Source organism: Rhodovarius crocodyli, assembly GCF_004005855.1.
GTDB classification, from domain to species: domain Bacteria; phylum Pseudomonadota; class Alphaproteobacteria; order Acetobacterales; family Acetobacteraceae; genus Rhodovarius; species Rhodovarius crocodyli.
In genome coordinates this window covers 335316-348468 of the sequence record NZ_SACL01000003.1, presented here as the reverse complement: position 1 = coordinate 348468, position 13153 = coordinate 335316, and the positions used below count along the sequence as shown (strand labels likewise).

General features: G+C 69.6%; 14 protein-coding genes. 11 read left to right on the top strand and 3 right to left on the bottom strand.

Going from position 1 to position 13153, the window contains the following annotated elements; translation table 11 throughout:
- Positions 1-98 precede the first annotated feature (98 nt).
- A complete protein-coding gene (locus EOD42_RS10880; protein ID WP_127787545.1) occupies positions 99-704 on the top strand; it encodes a DUF2889 domain-containing protein in 606 nt (201 codons plus the stop codon).
- On the opposite strand, the gene EOD42_RS10875 is transcribed toward EOD42_RS10880, so the two are convergent.
- Complete coding sequence (locus EOD42_RS10875) at positions 632-1579, bottom strand: LysR substrate-binding domain-containing protein (protein WP_240655118.1); 948 nt, start codon at positions 1577-1579, stop codon at positions 632-634. The two genes, EOD42_RS10880 and EOD42_RS10875, sit on opposite strands and share 73 nt — an antisense overlap.
- An 84-nt stretch (positions 1580-1663) precedes the next feature.
- Here EOD42_RS10875 and EOD42_RS10870 point away from each other — a divergent pair, with 84 nt between their 5' ends.
- Genes EOD42_RS10870 through EOD42_RS10850 form a run of 5 tightly spaced genes read left to right on the top strand, consistent with a single transcriptional unit; the run spans position 1664 to position 5708 of the window.
- Positions 1664-2416: a sulfite exporter TauE/SafE family protein gene (locus tag EOD42_RS10870; RefSeq protein ID WP_127787544.1), complete on the top strand. Its 753-nt coding sequence runs from the start codon at positions 1664-1666 to the stop codon at positions 2414-2416.
- A complete protein-coding gene (locus EOD42_RS10865) occupies positions 2413-2631 on the top strand; it encodes a hypothetical protein (protein WP_127787543.1) in 219 nt (72 codons plus the stop codon). Before EOD42_RS10870 ends, EOD42_RS10865 begins: the two co-directional genes overlap by 4 nt.
- A gap of 22 nt (positions 2632-2653) precedes the next feature.
- The gene (locus tag EOD42_RS10860; protein WP_127787542.1) at positions 2654-3634 is read left to right on the top strand and encodes a serine hydrolase domain-containing protein; all 981 of its coding nucleotides are present in this window, start codon (positions 2654-2656) and stop codon (positions 3632-3634) included.
- A gap of 21 nt (positions 3635-3655) precedes the next feature.
- Complete coding sequence (locus tag EOD42_RS10855) at positions 3656-4498, top strand: endonuclease/exonuclease/phosphatase family protein (protein WP_127787541.1); 843 nt, start codon at positions 3656-3658, stop codon at positions 4496-4498.
- 10 nt (positions 4499-4508) lie between these two features.
- A complete protein-coding gene (locus EOD42_RS10850) occupies positions 4509-5708 on the top strand; it encodes an MFS transporter (protein WP_164867880.1) in 1200 nt (399 codons plus the stop codon).
- Here the strand turns inward: EOD42_RS10850 and EOD42_RS10845 are convergent.
- On the bottom strand, positions 5698-8142 hold the full coding sequence (locus tag EOD42_RS10845; protein WP_164867879.1) for a right-handed parallel beta-helix repeat-containing protein: 2445 nt from the start codon (positions 8140-8142) through the stop codon (positions 5698-5700). The genes EOD42_RS10850 and EOD42_RS10845 overlap by 11 nt on opposite strands.
- 376 nt (positions 8143-8518) lie before the next feature.
- Here EOD42_RS10845 and EOD42_RS10840 point away from each other — a divergent pair, with 376 nt between their 5' ends.
- The 3 genes from EOD42_RS10840 to EOD42_RS10830 are packed head-to-tail and all read left to right on the top strand — an operon-like array spanning position 8519 to position 11257.
- A complete protein-coding gene (locus EOD42_RS10840) occupies positions 8519-9391 on the top strand; it encodes a polyphosphate kinase 2 family protein (protein ID WP_127787538.1) in 873 nt (290 codons plus the stop codon).
- A gap of 58 nt (positions 9392-9449) precedes the next feature.
- On the top strand, positions 9450-9830 hold the full coding sequence (locus EOD42_RS10835; RefSeq protein WP_127787537.1) for a hypothetical protein: 381 nt from the start codon (positions 9450-9452) through the stop codon (positions 9828-9830).
- Complete coding sequence (locus EOD42_RS10830; RefSeq protein ID WP_240655117.1) at positions 9827-11257, top strand: NAD(P)H-hydrate dehydratase; 1431 nt, start codon at positions 9827-9829, stop codon at positions 11255-11257. Before EOD42_RS10835 ends, EOD42_RS10830 begins: the two co-directional genes overlap by 4 nt.
- Here the strand turns inward: EOD42_RS10830 and EOD42_RS10825 are convergent.
- Positions 11242-11919 (bottom strand): YggS family pyridoxal phosphate-dependent enzyme, encoded by a 678-nt coding sequence (locus EOD42_RS10825; protein ID WP_127787536.1) that lies wholly within the window; start codon positions 11917-11919, stop codon positions 11242-11244. The two genes, EOD42_RS10830 and EOD42_RS10825, sit on opposite strands and share 16 nt — an antisense overlap.
- A 37-nt stretch (positions 11920-11956) precedes the next feature.
- Between EOD42_RS10825 and EOD42_RS10820 the strand changes: the two genes are divergently transcribed.
- Both EOD42_RS10820 and EOD42_RS10815 read left to right on the top strand, forming a co-directional pair.
- On the top strand, positions 11957-12481 hold the full coding sequence (locus tag EOD42_RS10820) for a thiamine phosphate synthase (RefSeq protein WP_240655116.1): 525 nt from the start codon (positions 11957-11959) through the stop codon (positions 12479-12481).
- Positions 12482-12534: 53 nt separating this feature from the next.
- On the top strand, positions 12535-13152 hold the full coding sequence (locus EOD42_RS10815) for a glutathione S-transferase family protein (protein WP_127787534.1): 618 nt from the start codon (positions 12535-12537) through the stop codon (positions 13150-13152).
- Position 13153: the final 1 nt, after the last annotated feature.

The following is a 13153-nucleotide window of genomic DNA, read 5'->3' as shown; positions in this document are numbered from 1 at the left end:
ATCGCAGACGCGCCCCAGGCGCGGGCATTGTGCTCTTGCACAAGAGCGCCGCGGGCCTAAAGAAATAGGGACCGCTGCATTGCGAAAAGGGGCCCCGCATGCCGCTCAGTACATCCGCTGACCGGGAACTTCTGCATCTTCGAGACATCGACCTGCGCGGCTATCAGCGCGCCGATGGGCTGGTCGATATCGAGGCGCATCTGGTCGACACCAAGACCTATACCTTCCCGAACGTGGACCGGGGCGAGGTGAAGCCCGGTGAGCCGCTGCACGGCATGTGGCTGCGCCTGACCATCAACCTGGACCTGGAGATCGTGGAGGCCGAGGCCGCCAGCGACTTCACCCCCTATGTCCAGTGCCCGCAGGCCGCGCCCAACTTCTCGCGCCTGGCGGGGCTGAAGATCGGCCCCGGCTTCAACAAGGCGGTGAATGAGCGCGTGGGCGGCGTGGTGGGCTGCACCCATCTGCGCGAGGTGCTGGCCCAGATGGCCACCGTCGCCTACCAGACCACCTATTCCCTGCGCGACAAGCGTGCCCGCGCCCAGCGCGCGGCGGCGATCGAGGCCAATGGCGGCAAGGAACTGCCGCGTGAGCCCGCGAAGCGCCCCAGCCTGATCGGCACCTGCCTTGCCTATGACCCCGCCGGCGAGGTGGTCCGCAAGCGTTGGCCGGAATGGGCCGAGCCCGCGAAGGTCGAGGGCTGAACGATCCCCTGGGCCTCGCCCAGCAGCCAGTCGCGGAAGGCCAGGAAGCCCGGCTCCGCCAGGCGCGACGGGCGATAGACCAGGTACCAGCCCTTGCCCTTGGGCACCGCCAGGGGAAAGGGCGCCACCAGCCGCCCCGCCGCCAGGTCGTCATCCACATAGGGGCGGATGCCCATGGCCACGCCAAGCCCGTCCAGCGCGGCCTGCAGCGCCTGGCCGTAGTATTCAAACACCGGCCCATGGGCCCGCAGCGCCGGCAGCCCGGCCGCCCGCGACCACAACCCCCAGTCCTCCGGCCCATGGGCCACCCGCAGCAGGTTCTGGCGCGCCAGTTCCCCGGGCTCGGTGAGTCTGGCGGCCAGGGCCGGCGACATCACCGGCAGCAGGTCGGCGGGGAACAGGGGGGTCGCCTCCAGCCCCGGCCACTCGCCCTCACCCAGGCGCACGCCGGCGCTCCAGGCTTCGGAGAAGGGAACCGTCTCGCCGCCGGTGGTGATGCGCAACTCCACCCCCGGCAGGGCGCGCTGCAACCCGCCCAGGCGCGGGATCAGCCAGCGGATGGCGAAGGTGGGCCCCACCCCCAGCGTGACCACCTGCGCGCCGGCCAGCTCCCGCACCTCATCCGTCAGTGCCGACAGGCGGTCCAGCATCTGGGTCAGGCCCGGGTGGAAATGCGCCCCGGCGGGGGTCAGCAGCAGGCGGTTGGGCGCGCGGTCGAACAGCGGCACGCCCAGCCGTTCCTCCAGCAGCCGCACCAGCCGGCTGACGGCGGCGGGGGAGACATGCAGCTCCTCCGCCGCGGCCGCGAAGCCGCCGAGCCTGGCCGCGGCCTCAAAGGCGCGGATGCCGTTCAGGGAGGGGAGTCTGCGCACCATCAGTAAAGCTGAGCCTAGCATGAGTTAATGCGTTTTGCCTCCGCGTTCCGAATCAGCGCATTGGGCGAGGACCGGAGGTTGTCCATGTCGCTTTTCACCGCTGCCCTGCTGATCCTGACCATGGTGTTCACCTCCTTCCTGTCGGGCATTTTCGGCATGGCGGGCGGGCTGATCCTGGTGGGGGTGCTGCTGGCGCTGCTGCCGCTGCCCGATGCCATGGCGCTGCATGCCGTGACGCAGATTTCCTCCAACGGCTGGCGGGCGGCGTCCTGGATCAGATACGTGCGCTGGCGCGTGATCGGCGGCTATGCGCTGGGCTGCTTCGCCGCGCTGATCGGCTGGTCGCTGTTCCGCTACGTGCCGGACAAGCCCGTGGCGCTGCTGCTGCTGGGCGTCAGCCCCTTCATGGTGAAGCTGCTGCCGCGGGATTTCCGCCCGAATGCCGAAAACCCCGTCCATGGCCTGATCTATGGCGGGCTGTGCATGACGCTGATGCTGCTGACCGGCGTGGCGGGCCCGTTGCTGGACCGCTTCTTCCTGGGCGGCAGCCTGGAGCGCCGGCAGATCGTGGCGACCAAGGCGGTGTGCCAGGTCTTCGGCCACCTGCTGAAACTTGTGTATTTCGGCGGGCTGATCGAGCAGGCTGGCAATCTGGACCCGGTGATGGCGGTGGCCGCCGTTCTGGCCTCCATGGCCGGCACCTTCCTGGCCCGGCCGGTGCTAGAGGCGATGAGCGACACCAGCTACCGCCTCTGGGCCGGGCGCATCATTCTGGCCGTCAGCCTGTTCTTCATCGCCCAGGGCTGCTGGCTGCTGCTGCAGGAGAGGCTCGCATGACACCGGTTGCCCCCGAATCCCTGATGCTGGACCTGGTGGCCTTCGTCGCCGCCCGGCCCCGCCCCTATGCCGAGGTGATCGAGGCCTGGCGCACCAGCTGCCCGCGCCTGACCGTGTGGGAGGACACGGTGGATGCGGGGCTGGTGGCCTTCCGCGCGGACGGCCAGGTGGTGGCGACACCCAAGGGCCTGTCGGCCCTGAGTGGACGGAACTGACGCGCGCCCCCATCTGACGCGCATGCCCCTGACCAGACGCGCGGCACTCGCCGCATTGGTGCCCCTGAGCGCGCAGGCCGCCCCCGAGGCGGATCTGCTCACCCTGGCCGAGGCCACGCCTGACCTGCGCAGCCTGATCGTGGCGCGCAACGGCACGCCGCTGCTGGAACGCACATGGCGCGGCGCGGCCCTGCAGCGCCCCACCAACATCAAATCCGCCTCCAAGACGATCGTCGCCACGCTGGCCGGCATCGCCGCCGCGCGCGGGGTGTTCTCGCTGGATGACCGCATCGCGCCCATGCTGGGCCGGCTGGTCCCGGCCGAGGCCGACCCGCGTGTGGGCCAGATCACGGTCCGGCAGCTGATGGGCATGCGCGCGGGGCTGGAGAGCACCTCGGGCGCGCATTACGGGCGCTGGGTCTCCAGCCGGAACTGGCTGGGCTTCGCGCTCACCCGGCCCTTCGTCGATGAGCCGGGCGGGGGGATGATCTATTCCACCGGCTCCAGCCACATACTGGGCGTGGTGCTGGCGCGCGCCACCGGGCGAAGCCTGCGGGAACTGGCGCAGGCCTGGCTCGGCACCCCGCTGGGCTTCACCGTGCCGGAATGGCGGCGGGACCCGCAGGGCCACTACTTCGGCGGCAACGACATGGCGCTGTCGCCCCAGGCGCTACTGGCCTTCGGCGAATGCTGCCGCAACCAGGGCCGGTATCGGGACCGCGAAGTGGTTCCCGCCACCTTCCTGGCGGAAGCCACCATCCCCCGCGCGCGCTCCGCCTTCAGCGGCCAGCTCTACGGCCTCGGCTGGTGGGTGTCGGAGGCGCGGGGCGAGCCGATGACCTTCGCCTGGGGCTATGGCGGGCAGATGGTCTATATCCTGCCCCGGCTCAACATGACGGTGGTCATGACCTCGGACGCGGATGTGCCGCGCGTGCCGGGCCAGGTGTTCACGCGCCACGCGCTGCTGGCCGACGGCATCCTGCCGGCCTTCGCCGCCGGATAACGGTCGGGTATAGGCATCAGCATGCGTGTTCTTGCCCTGATTCTCCTGCTGCTCGCCGCGCCGGTTCAGGCCGCCGAGCTGAAATTCTCCACCTGGAACATCGGCTGGGCCACGCTGCGCCCGCCATCGGAGCTGCCGCGCGACGTGATCCGCCGCAGCGATTCCGACTGGCGCCTGCTGCGCGACTATGCCCGGCGGCTGGATGCCGATGTGGTGGCCCTGCAGGAGGTGGACGGCCCCGAGATCGCCGCCCGCATCTTCGACCCCCGCACCTACGCCTTCTTCTTCGCCGACGAGAACGACACCCAGCGCACCGGCTTCGCCGTGCGGCGCACCCTACGCGTGACCCGCAACGAGGACCTGCTGGGCCTGGATCTGCGGCCCGATGCGCGGTTTTCCCTGCGGCGGGGTGCCGACATCACCATCGAGGCCGGGGGCAACCGCATCCGTCTGCTGTCCATCCACCTGAAGGCCGGCTGCATGGAAGGTTCCATGGACCGTTCCCGCGAATGCGACGACCTGACCCAGCAGGCCGCCGTGCTGGCCGGCTGGATCGCGCAGCGCCGGCGCGAGAACGCGCCCTTCCTGATCATGGGCGACTTCAACCGCCGCATGCGCGGCCCGGATGACGAATTCCTGGCCCGGCTGAACGCCCCGCTGGCGCGCGCGACGGAAAACCAGTCCAGCCCCTGCTTCGCCGGCGCGCGCGGCGGGCGGCCGTTCATCGACCACATCATGGCCGGGGGTGCGGCGCGCGGCTGGATGCGCCCCGATACGCTGCGCGTCATGGTCTATGCCGAGCGCGACGCGCGTGACCGGGTTTCCGATCACTGCCCCGTCTCGGTCGGCCTGCGCCTGCCATGAGCTTCCGGCCATGACCTTCTGGCGCGTCACCTTCCCGCTCTCCTTCGTCAATTTCATCAACCAGGCGGCGCGGGCGGTGATGGCGCTGATCGGGCCGGCGCTGGCGCTGGAGTTCGGGCTCTCGGCGGCGGATCTGGGCCTGCTGTCGGCCTCGCTGTTCGTGGCCTATTGCCTGATGCAGCTGCCGGTGGGCATCGCGCTGGACCTGCACGGGCCACGCCGGGTGCAGGCGGCGGCGGCGGCCGTGGCGGCGGCGGGCTTCGCGGTCTCGGCCATGGCGGCCGGGCCCTGGAGCCTGGCGGCGGGCCGGTTCCTGACCGGGCTCGGCGTCGCCTCCGCGCTGATCGGCATCCTGAAGGCGCACACCGCCTGGTATCCGAAGGAACGCGTGGCGGGGCTGACGGGCATCGCCATCTTCATCGGCAGCACGGGCGGGCTGCTGGTCACGCTGCCGTTGCAGGCGGTGCTGCCCACCATAGGCTGGCGCGGCGCCTTCTGGGCGATGGCGGGGGTGGCGGTGCTGGTCTCCATCGCGATCGCGGTGCTGGTTCCCCCTTCTCCGCGCCGGGAGGCCGGGCGGCCGCTGGGCGAGGTGATCCGGGAGCTGGGGCCGATCATCGCCTCGCCGGTCTTCATCCGCATGGTGCCGGCCATCATCGTGCTGAACGCGCTGCACTTCACCTTCCAGAGCCTGTGGCTGGGCCCCTGGCTGCGCGACGTGGCGGGGCTGGATGAGGCCACGCGCGCCGGCACGCTGCTGGTCTATGCGCTCGGCGCCATGGCCGGGAACCTGCTGATGGGCCAGGCCAGCACCGCCTGGCAGCTGCGCGGCGGCAGCGCCTTCGCGGTGCCGGTGCTGGCGATGTTCGGCATGCTGTCGGTGCAGTCGCTGCTGCTGCTGCCGGGCCATGCCGGGCTGCCGGTGGCGCTGCTGTGGGCGGGCTTCGCGCTGGTCGGCTCCTGCGCTTCCTCGGCCTATGCGGCGGTGGCGCAGTGCTATGCGCCCGCCGTCGCCGGGCGCGTCTCTACCGCGGTGAACGCCATCATGCTGGCGCTGGTGTTCCTGCTGCAGTCGGGCATCGGCGCGGTGCTGGACCTGTGGCCCCGCACCGCCTCCGGCGGCTGGGATGCCGCCGGCTATGGCTGGGCACTGGCCGGCTGCTTCGTGCTGCAGGCGGCCACCGTGCTGTGGATGGCCCTCAGAAGATGAAGTCGCTGCTCTGCAGATGGGTCACGCCGAACAGCACGATCTGCTCGGTGCCATGCGCCACGACGGTCTTGTCGGCATAGCTCGTGACGGCAAGGTCGGCGCGCGTCAGCCCGCTGTGGGAGAAGTCGAGCCTGTCGCCCTCCGCGTGGCTGAAGTCGGAGATCTGGGTCCGGCCCCAATGGGCGCCGAACTCGAAGGTGTCCGCCCCGCCATAGCCATACACGTTGGCGCCGCCGGTCCCGATCTTCATCGTGTCCCCGAAGTTGGAACCCCAGAAGATCGTGAAGCCCTTGCCCGCCGTCAGCGTGGAGGCGACGCTGCTGTTGGCCACCAGATTGGTGCCGCTGGCATTGCCCGTGATGCTGTTCGCGGTGCCGGACAGGTAGGCGACCTCCACATTCTCCGCGACCTTCCAGCCGCTGACTTCGAGCCAGGCGGTGTCGTAGCCGCCATTGGCCTTTTCGATGACCGTGTCGGCCACGTTCTTGATGACGTAGTGGTCGTCGCCCGCGCCGCCCTCCATCCGGGTGACACCCGTGCCGGAGTAGAAGGTGTCGTTGCCGCTGCCGCCGATGAACACATCCTTGCCGCCCTGGCCCCAGAAGACATTGTCCCCCTTGGTGGCGGTCACGGTGGCCCCGGCGGTGTTGGAGATCACCTGCGCAGAGGTGTTGCCCAGCGTCAGCGTGCGGGCGGCATCCACCATGCGGATGATCTCGACATTGTCCGAAGCGTGCCAGCCATTGGCGCTGACCCAGGCGGTGTCCGTGCCCTCGCCCGCCTTCTCGATGACGACGGAGGCCGCGTTCTTGATCACGAACTGGTCGTTGCCGTTGCCGCCGATGAAGGTCGTCACGCCCGTGCCGCCGCGCAGGATGTCGTCGCCGTCGCCGCCGTCCAGCACGTCGCCGTCATGGCGGCCCCAGATCACGTCGTCTCCGCCGCCGCCATGCAGGGTGGAGGCCGCACCCGAATTGCCGACCAGGACATTGTCCAGGCCGTTGCCGGTCAGATCCGTGGCGCCATCCGTCAGGCGGCCGACCTCGACACCATAGGACATGGTCCAGCCATTGGCGGCGACCAGGGCGGTGTCCTTGCCGCCACGCGCGCTCTCAATAACGAGATCGTAGCGGCTATTAATGTGATACGTGTCGTTATTTTGAGAGCCGATGAACACGTTGATACCGTGCACATTCAGCGTATCGGCCACCGGCACGCCGGCCCCGCCGACGGAGAAGGCGTCCACGTCGCCGTTCGCGAAGGAGGAGAGCTTGTAATAGTAGTTGTACAGCTCCCCACCCGCCGCGACCACTTTCTGGCTCAGCGTGTTGGCCGTGGCCGTCACGCCCGGGGTCAGCGGCGAGGCCTTGCCGTCCACCTTCACCAGCGAGAACTGGGCCGCCAGCTTGGAGGACAGGTAGAACTGCACCAGGTTGTCGGAACCGCTGACGCCATCGGCGAGGAACTCGACATTCGCGTTCCGGGTGGTGCCGCCGAAGGTGTAGTTGGCGGTCAGGTTGAAGTGGTCCAGCGTGTTCACGTTGGAGATGCTGTTGCCGAACACGAAGGAGTTCTCGGTGCCGGACATCAGCACGCCCGCCGCACCGGCATTGGTCAGGTGGTTATCGACCACATAGATGTTCTTGGTGTTGAACAGGTCGATCGCGTTGCCCGACGCGCCCTCGAAGTTGTTGTTGTAGAGGAACACGTTGCTGGAGTTGTTGCTGTAGATGCCGGCGGCGCCCGCCGTCCAGCTCTTGGCCAGCGCGGTGGGGATGGTCGTCTGATGGACGGAGGTGTTGCCGGTCGCGACGAAGTTGCCCTGCTCCGTGATGGAGATGGCATCCAGGCCCACGCCGGTGAAGCTGTTGCCCACCGCGAAGTTGTTGCGCACCGACAGGCTGTCGCCGCAATAGACCAGCGCCTGGCGGCAGTCGTCCAGATGGCCGGTCTTGGTGCTGAAATTGCCGATGTTGCTGAAGCTGCTGGCAACCGTGCCGCTGTTGGTGGTGTTGGAGAACACGACCGCGATGCCCGAGGCGTTGGAGACCGTGCTGTTCTCGACCGTGAAGTTGTCGGCGCGCCAGGCCACCACGGCCGCCTTGTCGGGCGTCGCGTTGGCGTTGCCGTTGCCCTGGATGGCGATGCCGTTCAGGTGGACATTGCTGGCCACCGCCTCGCCCTTCGCCTGGTCGGGCACGAGCACGAAGGCGGAGGTGCCGTCCTTCGGCGCATGGAAGGTGGCGGTGCCGTTCTCGGAGGCGATGGTGACGTTGGACTTCAGCCAGACGGTCTCGCCCAGCTTCACGTCGCCGCCCTTCACATAGAGCGTGCCGCCCCCCGCATTGGCGATGCGGTTGATCGCAGCCTGCATCTGTGCGGAGGTAGCGGCGGCCGACAGGTTCGCGGAAGAAAAGTGAATGTCGAGAGACATGGAAAGCATCTTTTCAACAACAAAGTCCAAGCCGGGCGACGCGGTGGCTTTTCTCCGCAAGTCATGTTCGACAACCGTGAAGGCAGGCGTCAGCATTTCCTCACGAATACTCGTGACGATCACGCTTTCCTTGTTGAAGGATACTTCGCCTGCCCCATTCGTGGCGCTGTGCTTGAGGTGCTAAATGCTGAGATTTGCGGCCCCGCGCAAACCAAAAATGCGACAATCTAATTTTATTAATCCGCCCTTTTCGGCCCGGGGCCATGCCAACGCATAAAATGCCCCGCCACGATGCCCGGGCGCCGCCACGGCAGCCGACAGGGCCCGGAAACTTTGATCTAAATCAATGAAGTGACATAAGCCGACGGAGGTCACGATGAAGGCTAACAGGCTGGTAAGACATTACCGGGTGGAAAGCGGAAAGCGGTTCAGGCTGAAAGATTTCGACCCCGCGGACGATGGCGGCCTCAAGCTGGAACGCGAGGAAGCGGCCGCCCTTCTGGAATCGACGCAGCGCCGCCTGGCCGAGATGCAGGACAAGCTCTACGCCCAGGACCGCTGGTCGGTGCTGTGCATCTTCCAAGCCATGGACGCGGCCGGGAAGGACAGCACCATCCGCCATGTCTTTTCCGGCCTGAACCCGCAGGGCTGCGAGGTGACGAGCTTCAAGGCCCCCACCTCGCTTGAGCTGGACCAGGACTTCCTGCGCCGCCACATCGTGACCCTGCCGCGGCGCGGTCACATCGGCATCCATAACCGCAGCTGGTACGAGGAAGTGCTCGTCACCCGCGTGCACCCCGCCATCCTCGATCGCCAGAAGCTGCCGCCCGAGGTGGTCGACAAGCACCTGATGCGCGACCGCCTGGCCGACATCGCCAATTTCGAGGCCTATCTGGCGCGCCAGGGCACCGTGATCCTGAAGTTCTTCCTGAACGTCTCGCTGGAGGAGCAGCGCCGCCGCTTCCTCTCCCGCATCGAGGAGCCGGCGAAGAACTGGAAGTTCAGCCCGGACGATGTCGCGGAGCGCGCGCATTGGAAGGAATACCAGGCGGCCTACCAGGATGCGATCAAGGCGACCGCCGCCCCGCATGCCCCCTGGCATGTGGTGCCCGCCGACCGCAAATGGTTCATGCAGCTGGTGGTGGCGGAGACCATCCTGAAGGCGATGGAAGGCCTCGGCCTGGCCTATCCCGAGCCTGACGAGGCCAGCCGCGCGCGGCTGGAGGAAGCACGCCGGCTGCTGGGCTGATCTGGATCAAGGCGCGACCGCCGCCCCGGCGGCAGGTTGCCCGCAAGAAGGAGCGACCATGAGCGACGGCCTGAAACACATCACCCTCCACCTCGCGCGGTGCAAGGAATTCCCGGAGGGCAGCACCACGCGCGGCTATTCCTTCCGCGCGCCGCTGACGCCCGACGGCCATCTGGACGCCGAGGCCTGGAAAAACCTGCGCGACAAATGCGCCGTGCGCCGCTTCTGGGACGGTGAGCCGGACCAGCACGGGCTGCTGGTGCTGCGCGCCGGCGGGGCCGGCGGGTCCAGCTGGGTGTTCGACTACAACCCGAATGTGCCGAGCGACGACGAGACCGGCTATCGGCTGGGCACCCACCGCTTCGCGCCGGGGGAATACGTCTCGGTGCGCGACGACGAGGGTGACATGAACACCTTCGTGGTCGCTGGCGTGGCGTGAGCCACGGCCTGCTGAACGCGGCCGCCATGCGCGCGGCCGAACAGGAAGCCATCGCCGCCGGGACGCCCGGCTTCACGCTGATGCGCCGCGCGGCCGCGGCGGTCGCGCGGGAGGCAGCCGCCATGGCGCCCCACGGGGCCCGCGTGGCGGTGCTGTGCGGCCCGGGCAACAATGGCGGCGACGGTTTCGTGGCCGCCGCCCTGCTGCGCGAGGCAGGCTACGCCGTCTCCGTCCATCTGCTGGGTGAGGCCGGACGCCTGAAGGGCGATGCGGCGGAGGCCGCGCGCCTGTGGGCAGGCCCGGTCGAGGGGCCGGCGCTGCCGCCCGCCGCCTTGCTGGTCGATGCCCTGTTCGGCATCGGCCTGAACCGCGCGCCCGAGGGCGCGGCGGCGGCGGCCATCGCCGCCATGAACGCCCATGGGGCGCCCATCCTGGCGGTGGACGTGCCGTCGGGGCTGGATGCCGATACCGGCACGGCGCCAGGCGTGGCGGTCCAGGCCGCGCGCACCGTCACCTTCCACACCGCGAAGCCGGGGCACCTGCTGCTGCCGGGGCGCGACCTGTGTGGGGCGCTGGTGGTGGCCGATATCGGCCTGCCGGAAACGCCCGGCAGGCTGTTCCGCAACGCCACCGCCCTGTGGGGGCCGCATTGGCCCCGCCCACGGGGGCACAGCCACAAATACACGCGCGGCGCCTGCCTGGTCTGGAGCGGCCCGTCCCTGGCCACCGGCGCCGCCCGACTTTCCGCCATGACCGCCCTGCGCGCGGGCGCCGGCATCGTGACCCTGGCGGGGGACCATGCGGCGCTGACCGAACACGCGGCCCATGTCACCGCCCCGCTGCTGCGCGTGGCCGAGATGCCGGCCGAGCTACTGGCGGACCCGCGCCTGACCGCCTGCCTGATCGGCCCCGGCGCCGGGGTGAACCCCGCCACGCTGGCGCGGGTGGAACAGCTTCTGGCCTGCGACCGCGCGCTGGTGCTGGATGCCGATGCCCTGACCGTGCTGGCCGGCCGCCCCGAGGCCCTGCGCCGCCCCCACCCCACGGTGCTGACCCCGCATGAGGGCGAGTTCCGCACCCTGTTCGGCCCCCTGCCGGGGCCCAAGCACGAGCGCGCCCTGGCCGCCGCCCGGGCCAGCGGATCGGTGGTGATTCTGAAGGGGGCCGATACGGTCATCGCCGCCCCCGACGGCCGCGCGGCAATCAACGACAACGCCCCGCCCTGGCTGGCCACGGCGGGTTCGGGCGATGTGCTGGCGGGGCTGGTCGCGGGGCTGCTGGCCCAGGGCATGCCCGCCTTCGAGGCCGCCTGCGCCGCCGTCTTCCTGCATGGCGCGGCGAGCACGGAGGCCGGCCCCCACCTGACGGCGGAGGATCTGCCGGCCGCGTTGTGGCCGGTGCTGAAGCGGCTTTACGAGGCGCCGTAGTCGCGGTGGCCGAAGATCGCGGTGCCCACCCGCACATGGGTAGCGCCCTCGGCGATCGCGGCCTCGAAATCGCCGCTCATGCCCATGGAGAGGATGGGCAGCCCGAGCTTCGCGCCCTGCTCCGCCAGCCAGGCGAAGTGCGGGCGCGGGTCGCCCTCGGCAGGCGGGATGCACATCAGCCCCGTCACGTTCAGCCCGTGCTCCTCGCGGCAGGCGCGCAGGAAATCGGCGGTCTCGGCGCGCGGGATGCCGGATTTCTGGTCCTCGTCGCCCACATTCACCTGCACCAGATACTTGCGCTTCAGCCCCAGCTTCTGCTCGGCCCGCGCCAGGGATTGCGCCAGCTTCGGCCGGTCCAGGCTTTCGATCACGTCCGCGATCTTCACCGCGTCCTCGGCCTTGTTGGTCTGCAGCCCGCCGATGACGTGCAGGCGCATCGCCGGGTGGGCGGGGCGCAGGTCCGGGAACTTGCCGGCGGCTTCCTGCACGCGGTTCTCGCCGAACAGCAGCTGCCCGGCGGCCAGGGCCTCGATCACCGCCTCGGCGGGATGGGTCTTCGAGACGGCGACGAGCCGCACACTGCCCTCGGGGCGGTTGGCGCGGGCGGTCGCGTCGGCGATCCTGTCGAGGATACGGCGCAGGTTCTCGGCGATGGCGGTCATGGGTGCAGGAATAGGACGAAAGCGGCGGGCAGGGAACGTGCCCCGGCTGTGGCTGCTGAGCGACCCCGCGCGCCTGCCGGACCCGCGGGCGGCCGCCCTGCGTCTGCCGCGCGGTTCCGCCGTGCTGGCGCGCGGTGTGGCGCCGGCGCTGCTGCCGGGGCTGGCGCTTCTGTGCCGGCAACGGGGGCTGCGGCTGCTGGTCGGCGGGGATGCGCGGGCGGCGCTGGCGCTCGGCGCCGGGCTGCATGTGCCCGAGCGCGGCGCGCCCGGCCTCGCGGCCTTCCTGCTGGCGCGGCGGCCGGGGGCGCTGCTGTCGGTGGCGGTGCATGGGCGGGCGGGGCTGGCGCGGGCCAGGCGGCTGGGCGCGGATGCCGTGCTGATCTCTCCGGTGTTTCCCACCCGCAGCCATCCGGGCGCCCCCGCGCTGGGGCTGCATGCCTGGGCCTGGATGGCACGGCATGCCGCCAGGCCGGCGGTGGCGCTGGGCGGCGTCGATGCCCGGTCCGCCCGCCGCCTGCCGCGCATCGCCCGGGGCTTCGCCGCGATCTCGTGGTTCTTGTGAGGGTTGTCGGGCGGGGCTAGCGTCCCTGCCAAGCAACCAAGGTCACGGAAGCCATGAAGCTCTACTTCGCCCCCGGCGCCTGCAGCGTCGGGCTGCACGCCATCATGAACGAGATCGGCAAGCCGTTCGATCTGGTCTTCGTCAACACGAAGGAAGCCGACAACCTGAAGCCCGCCTATCTGGCGATCAACCCGAAGGGCAAGGTGCCGGCGCTGCTGCGCGACAACGGCAAGCTGCTGACCGAATTCCCCACCATCGCCATGTACCTGGCCAAGTCGGCGCCCGAGGCGAAGCTGCTGCCCGCCGATGCGGGGGATGAGGCCGAGGTGCTGGAGCTGATGGACTACATCTGCGGCACCGTGCACCCCATGGGCTACACGCGCGAATTCCGCGTCGGCCGCTTCGCCAAGGACAAGGACGACGAGGCCCGCGTGATCGCCCAGGCGACCGAGGCGCGCGAAGGCTACCTGCAGGTGCTGGAAGGTGCCTTCAAGGGCCCCTTCTACATGGGCGAGCAGTTCACCGTGGCGGACGCCGCGCTGTTCTTCCTCGAAATGTGGACCGTGAAGCGCACGTCCACCCCGCTGCCGCCGAAGCTGGCCGCCCATTACCAGGCGATGCTGGCCCGGCCGTCGGTGAAGAAGGCACTCGAAACGGAGGCAACGTACTGAG

Coding starts and splice junctions, on each gene's coding strand:
- EOD42_RS10880 (WP_127787545.1), top strand. CDS start 99: ATGCCGCTCAGTACATCCGCTGACCGGGAACTTCTGCATCTTCGAGAC.
- EOD42_RS10875 (WP_240655118.1), bottom strand. CDS start 1,579: ATGGTGCGCAGACTCCCCTCCCTGAACGGCATCCGCGCCTTTGAGGCC.
- EOD42_RS10870 (WP_127787544.1), top strand. CDS start 1,664: ATGTCGCTTTTCACCGCTGCCCTGCTGATCCTGACCATGGTGTTCACC.
- EOD42_RS10865 (WP_127787543.1), top strand. CDS start 2,413: ATGACACCGGTTGCCCCCGAATCCCTGATGCTGGACCTGGTGGCCTTC.
- EOD42_RS10860 (WP_127787542.1), top strand. CDS start 2,654: ATGCCCCTGACCAGACGCGCGGCACTCGCCGCATTGGTGCCCCTGAGC.
- EOD42_RS10855 (WP_127787541.1), top strand. CDS start 3,656: ATGCGTGTTCTTGCCCTGATTCTCCTGCTGCTCGCCGCGCCGGTTCAG.
- EOD42_RS10850 (WP_164867880.1), top strand. CDS start 4,509: ATGACCTTCTGGCGCGTCACCTTCCCGCTCTCCTTCGTCAATTTCATC.
- EOD42_RS10845 (WP_164867879.1), bottom strand. CDS start 8,142: ATGTCTCTCGACATTCACTTTTCTTCCGCGAACCTGTCGGCCGCCGCT.
- EOD42_RS10840 (WP_127787538.1), top strand. CDS start 8,519: ATGAAGGCTAACAGGCTGGTAAGACATTACCGGGTGGAAAGCGGAAAG.
- EOD42_RS10835 (WP_127787537.1), top strand. CDS start 9,450: ATGAGCGACGGCCTGAAACACATCACCCTCCACCTCGCGCGGTGCAAG.
- EOD42_RS10825 (WP_127787536.1), bottom strand. CDS start 11,919: ATGACCGCCATCGCCGAGAACCTGCGCCGTATCCTCGACAGGATCGCC.
- EOD42_RS10815 (WP_127787534.1), top strand. CDS start 12,535: ATGAAGCTCTACTTCGCCCCCGGCGCCTGCAGCGTCGGGCTGCACGCC.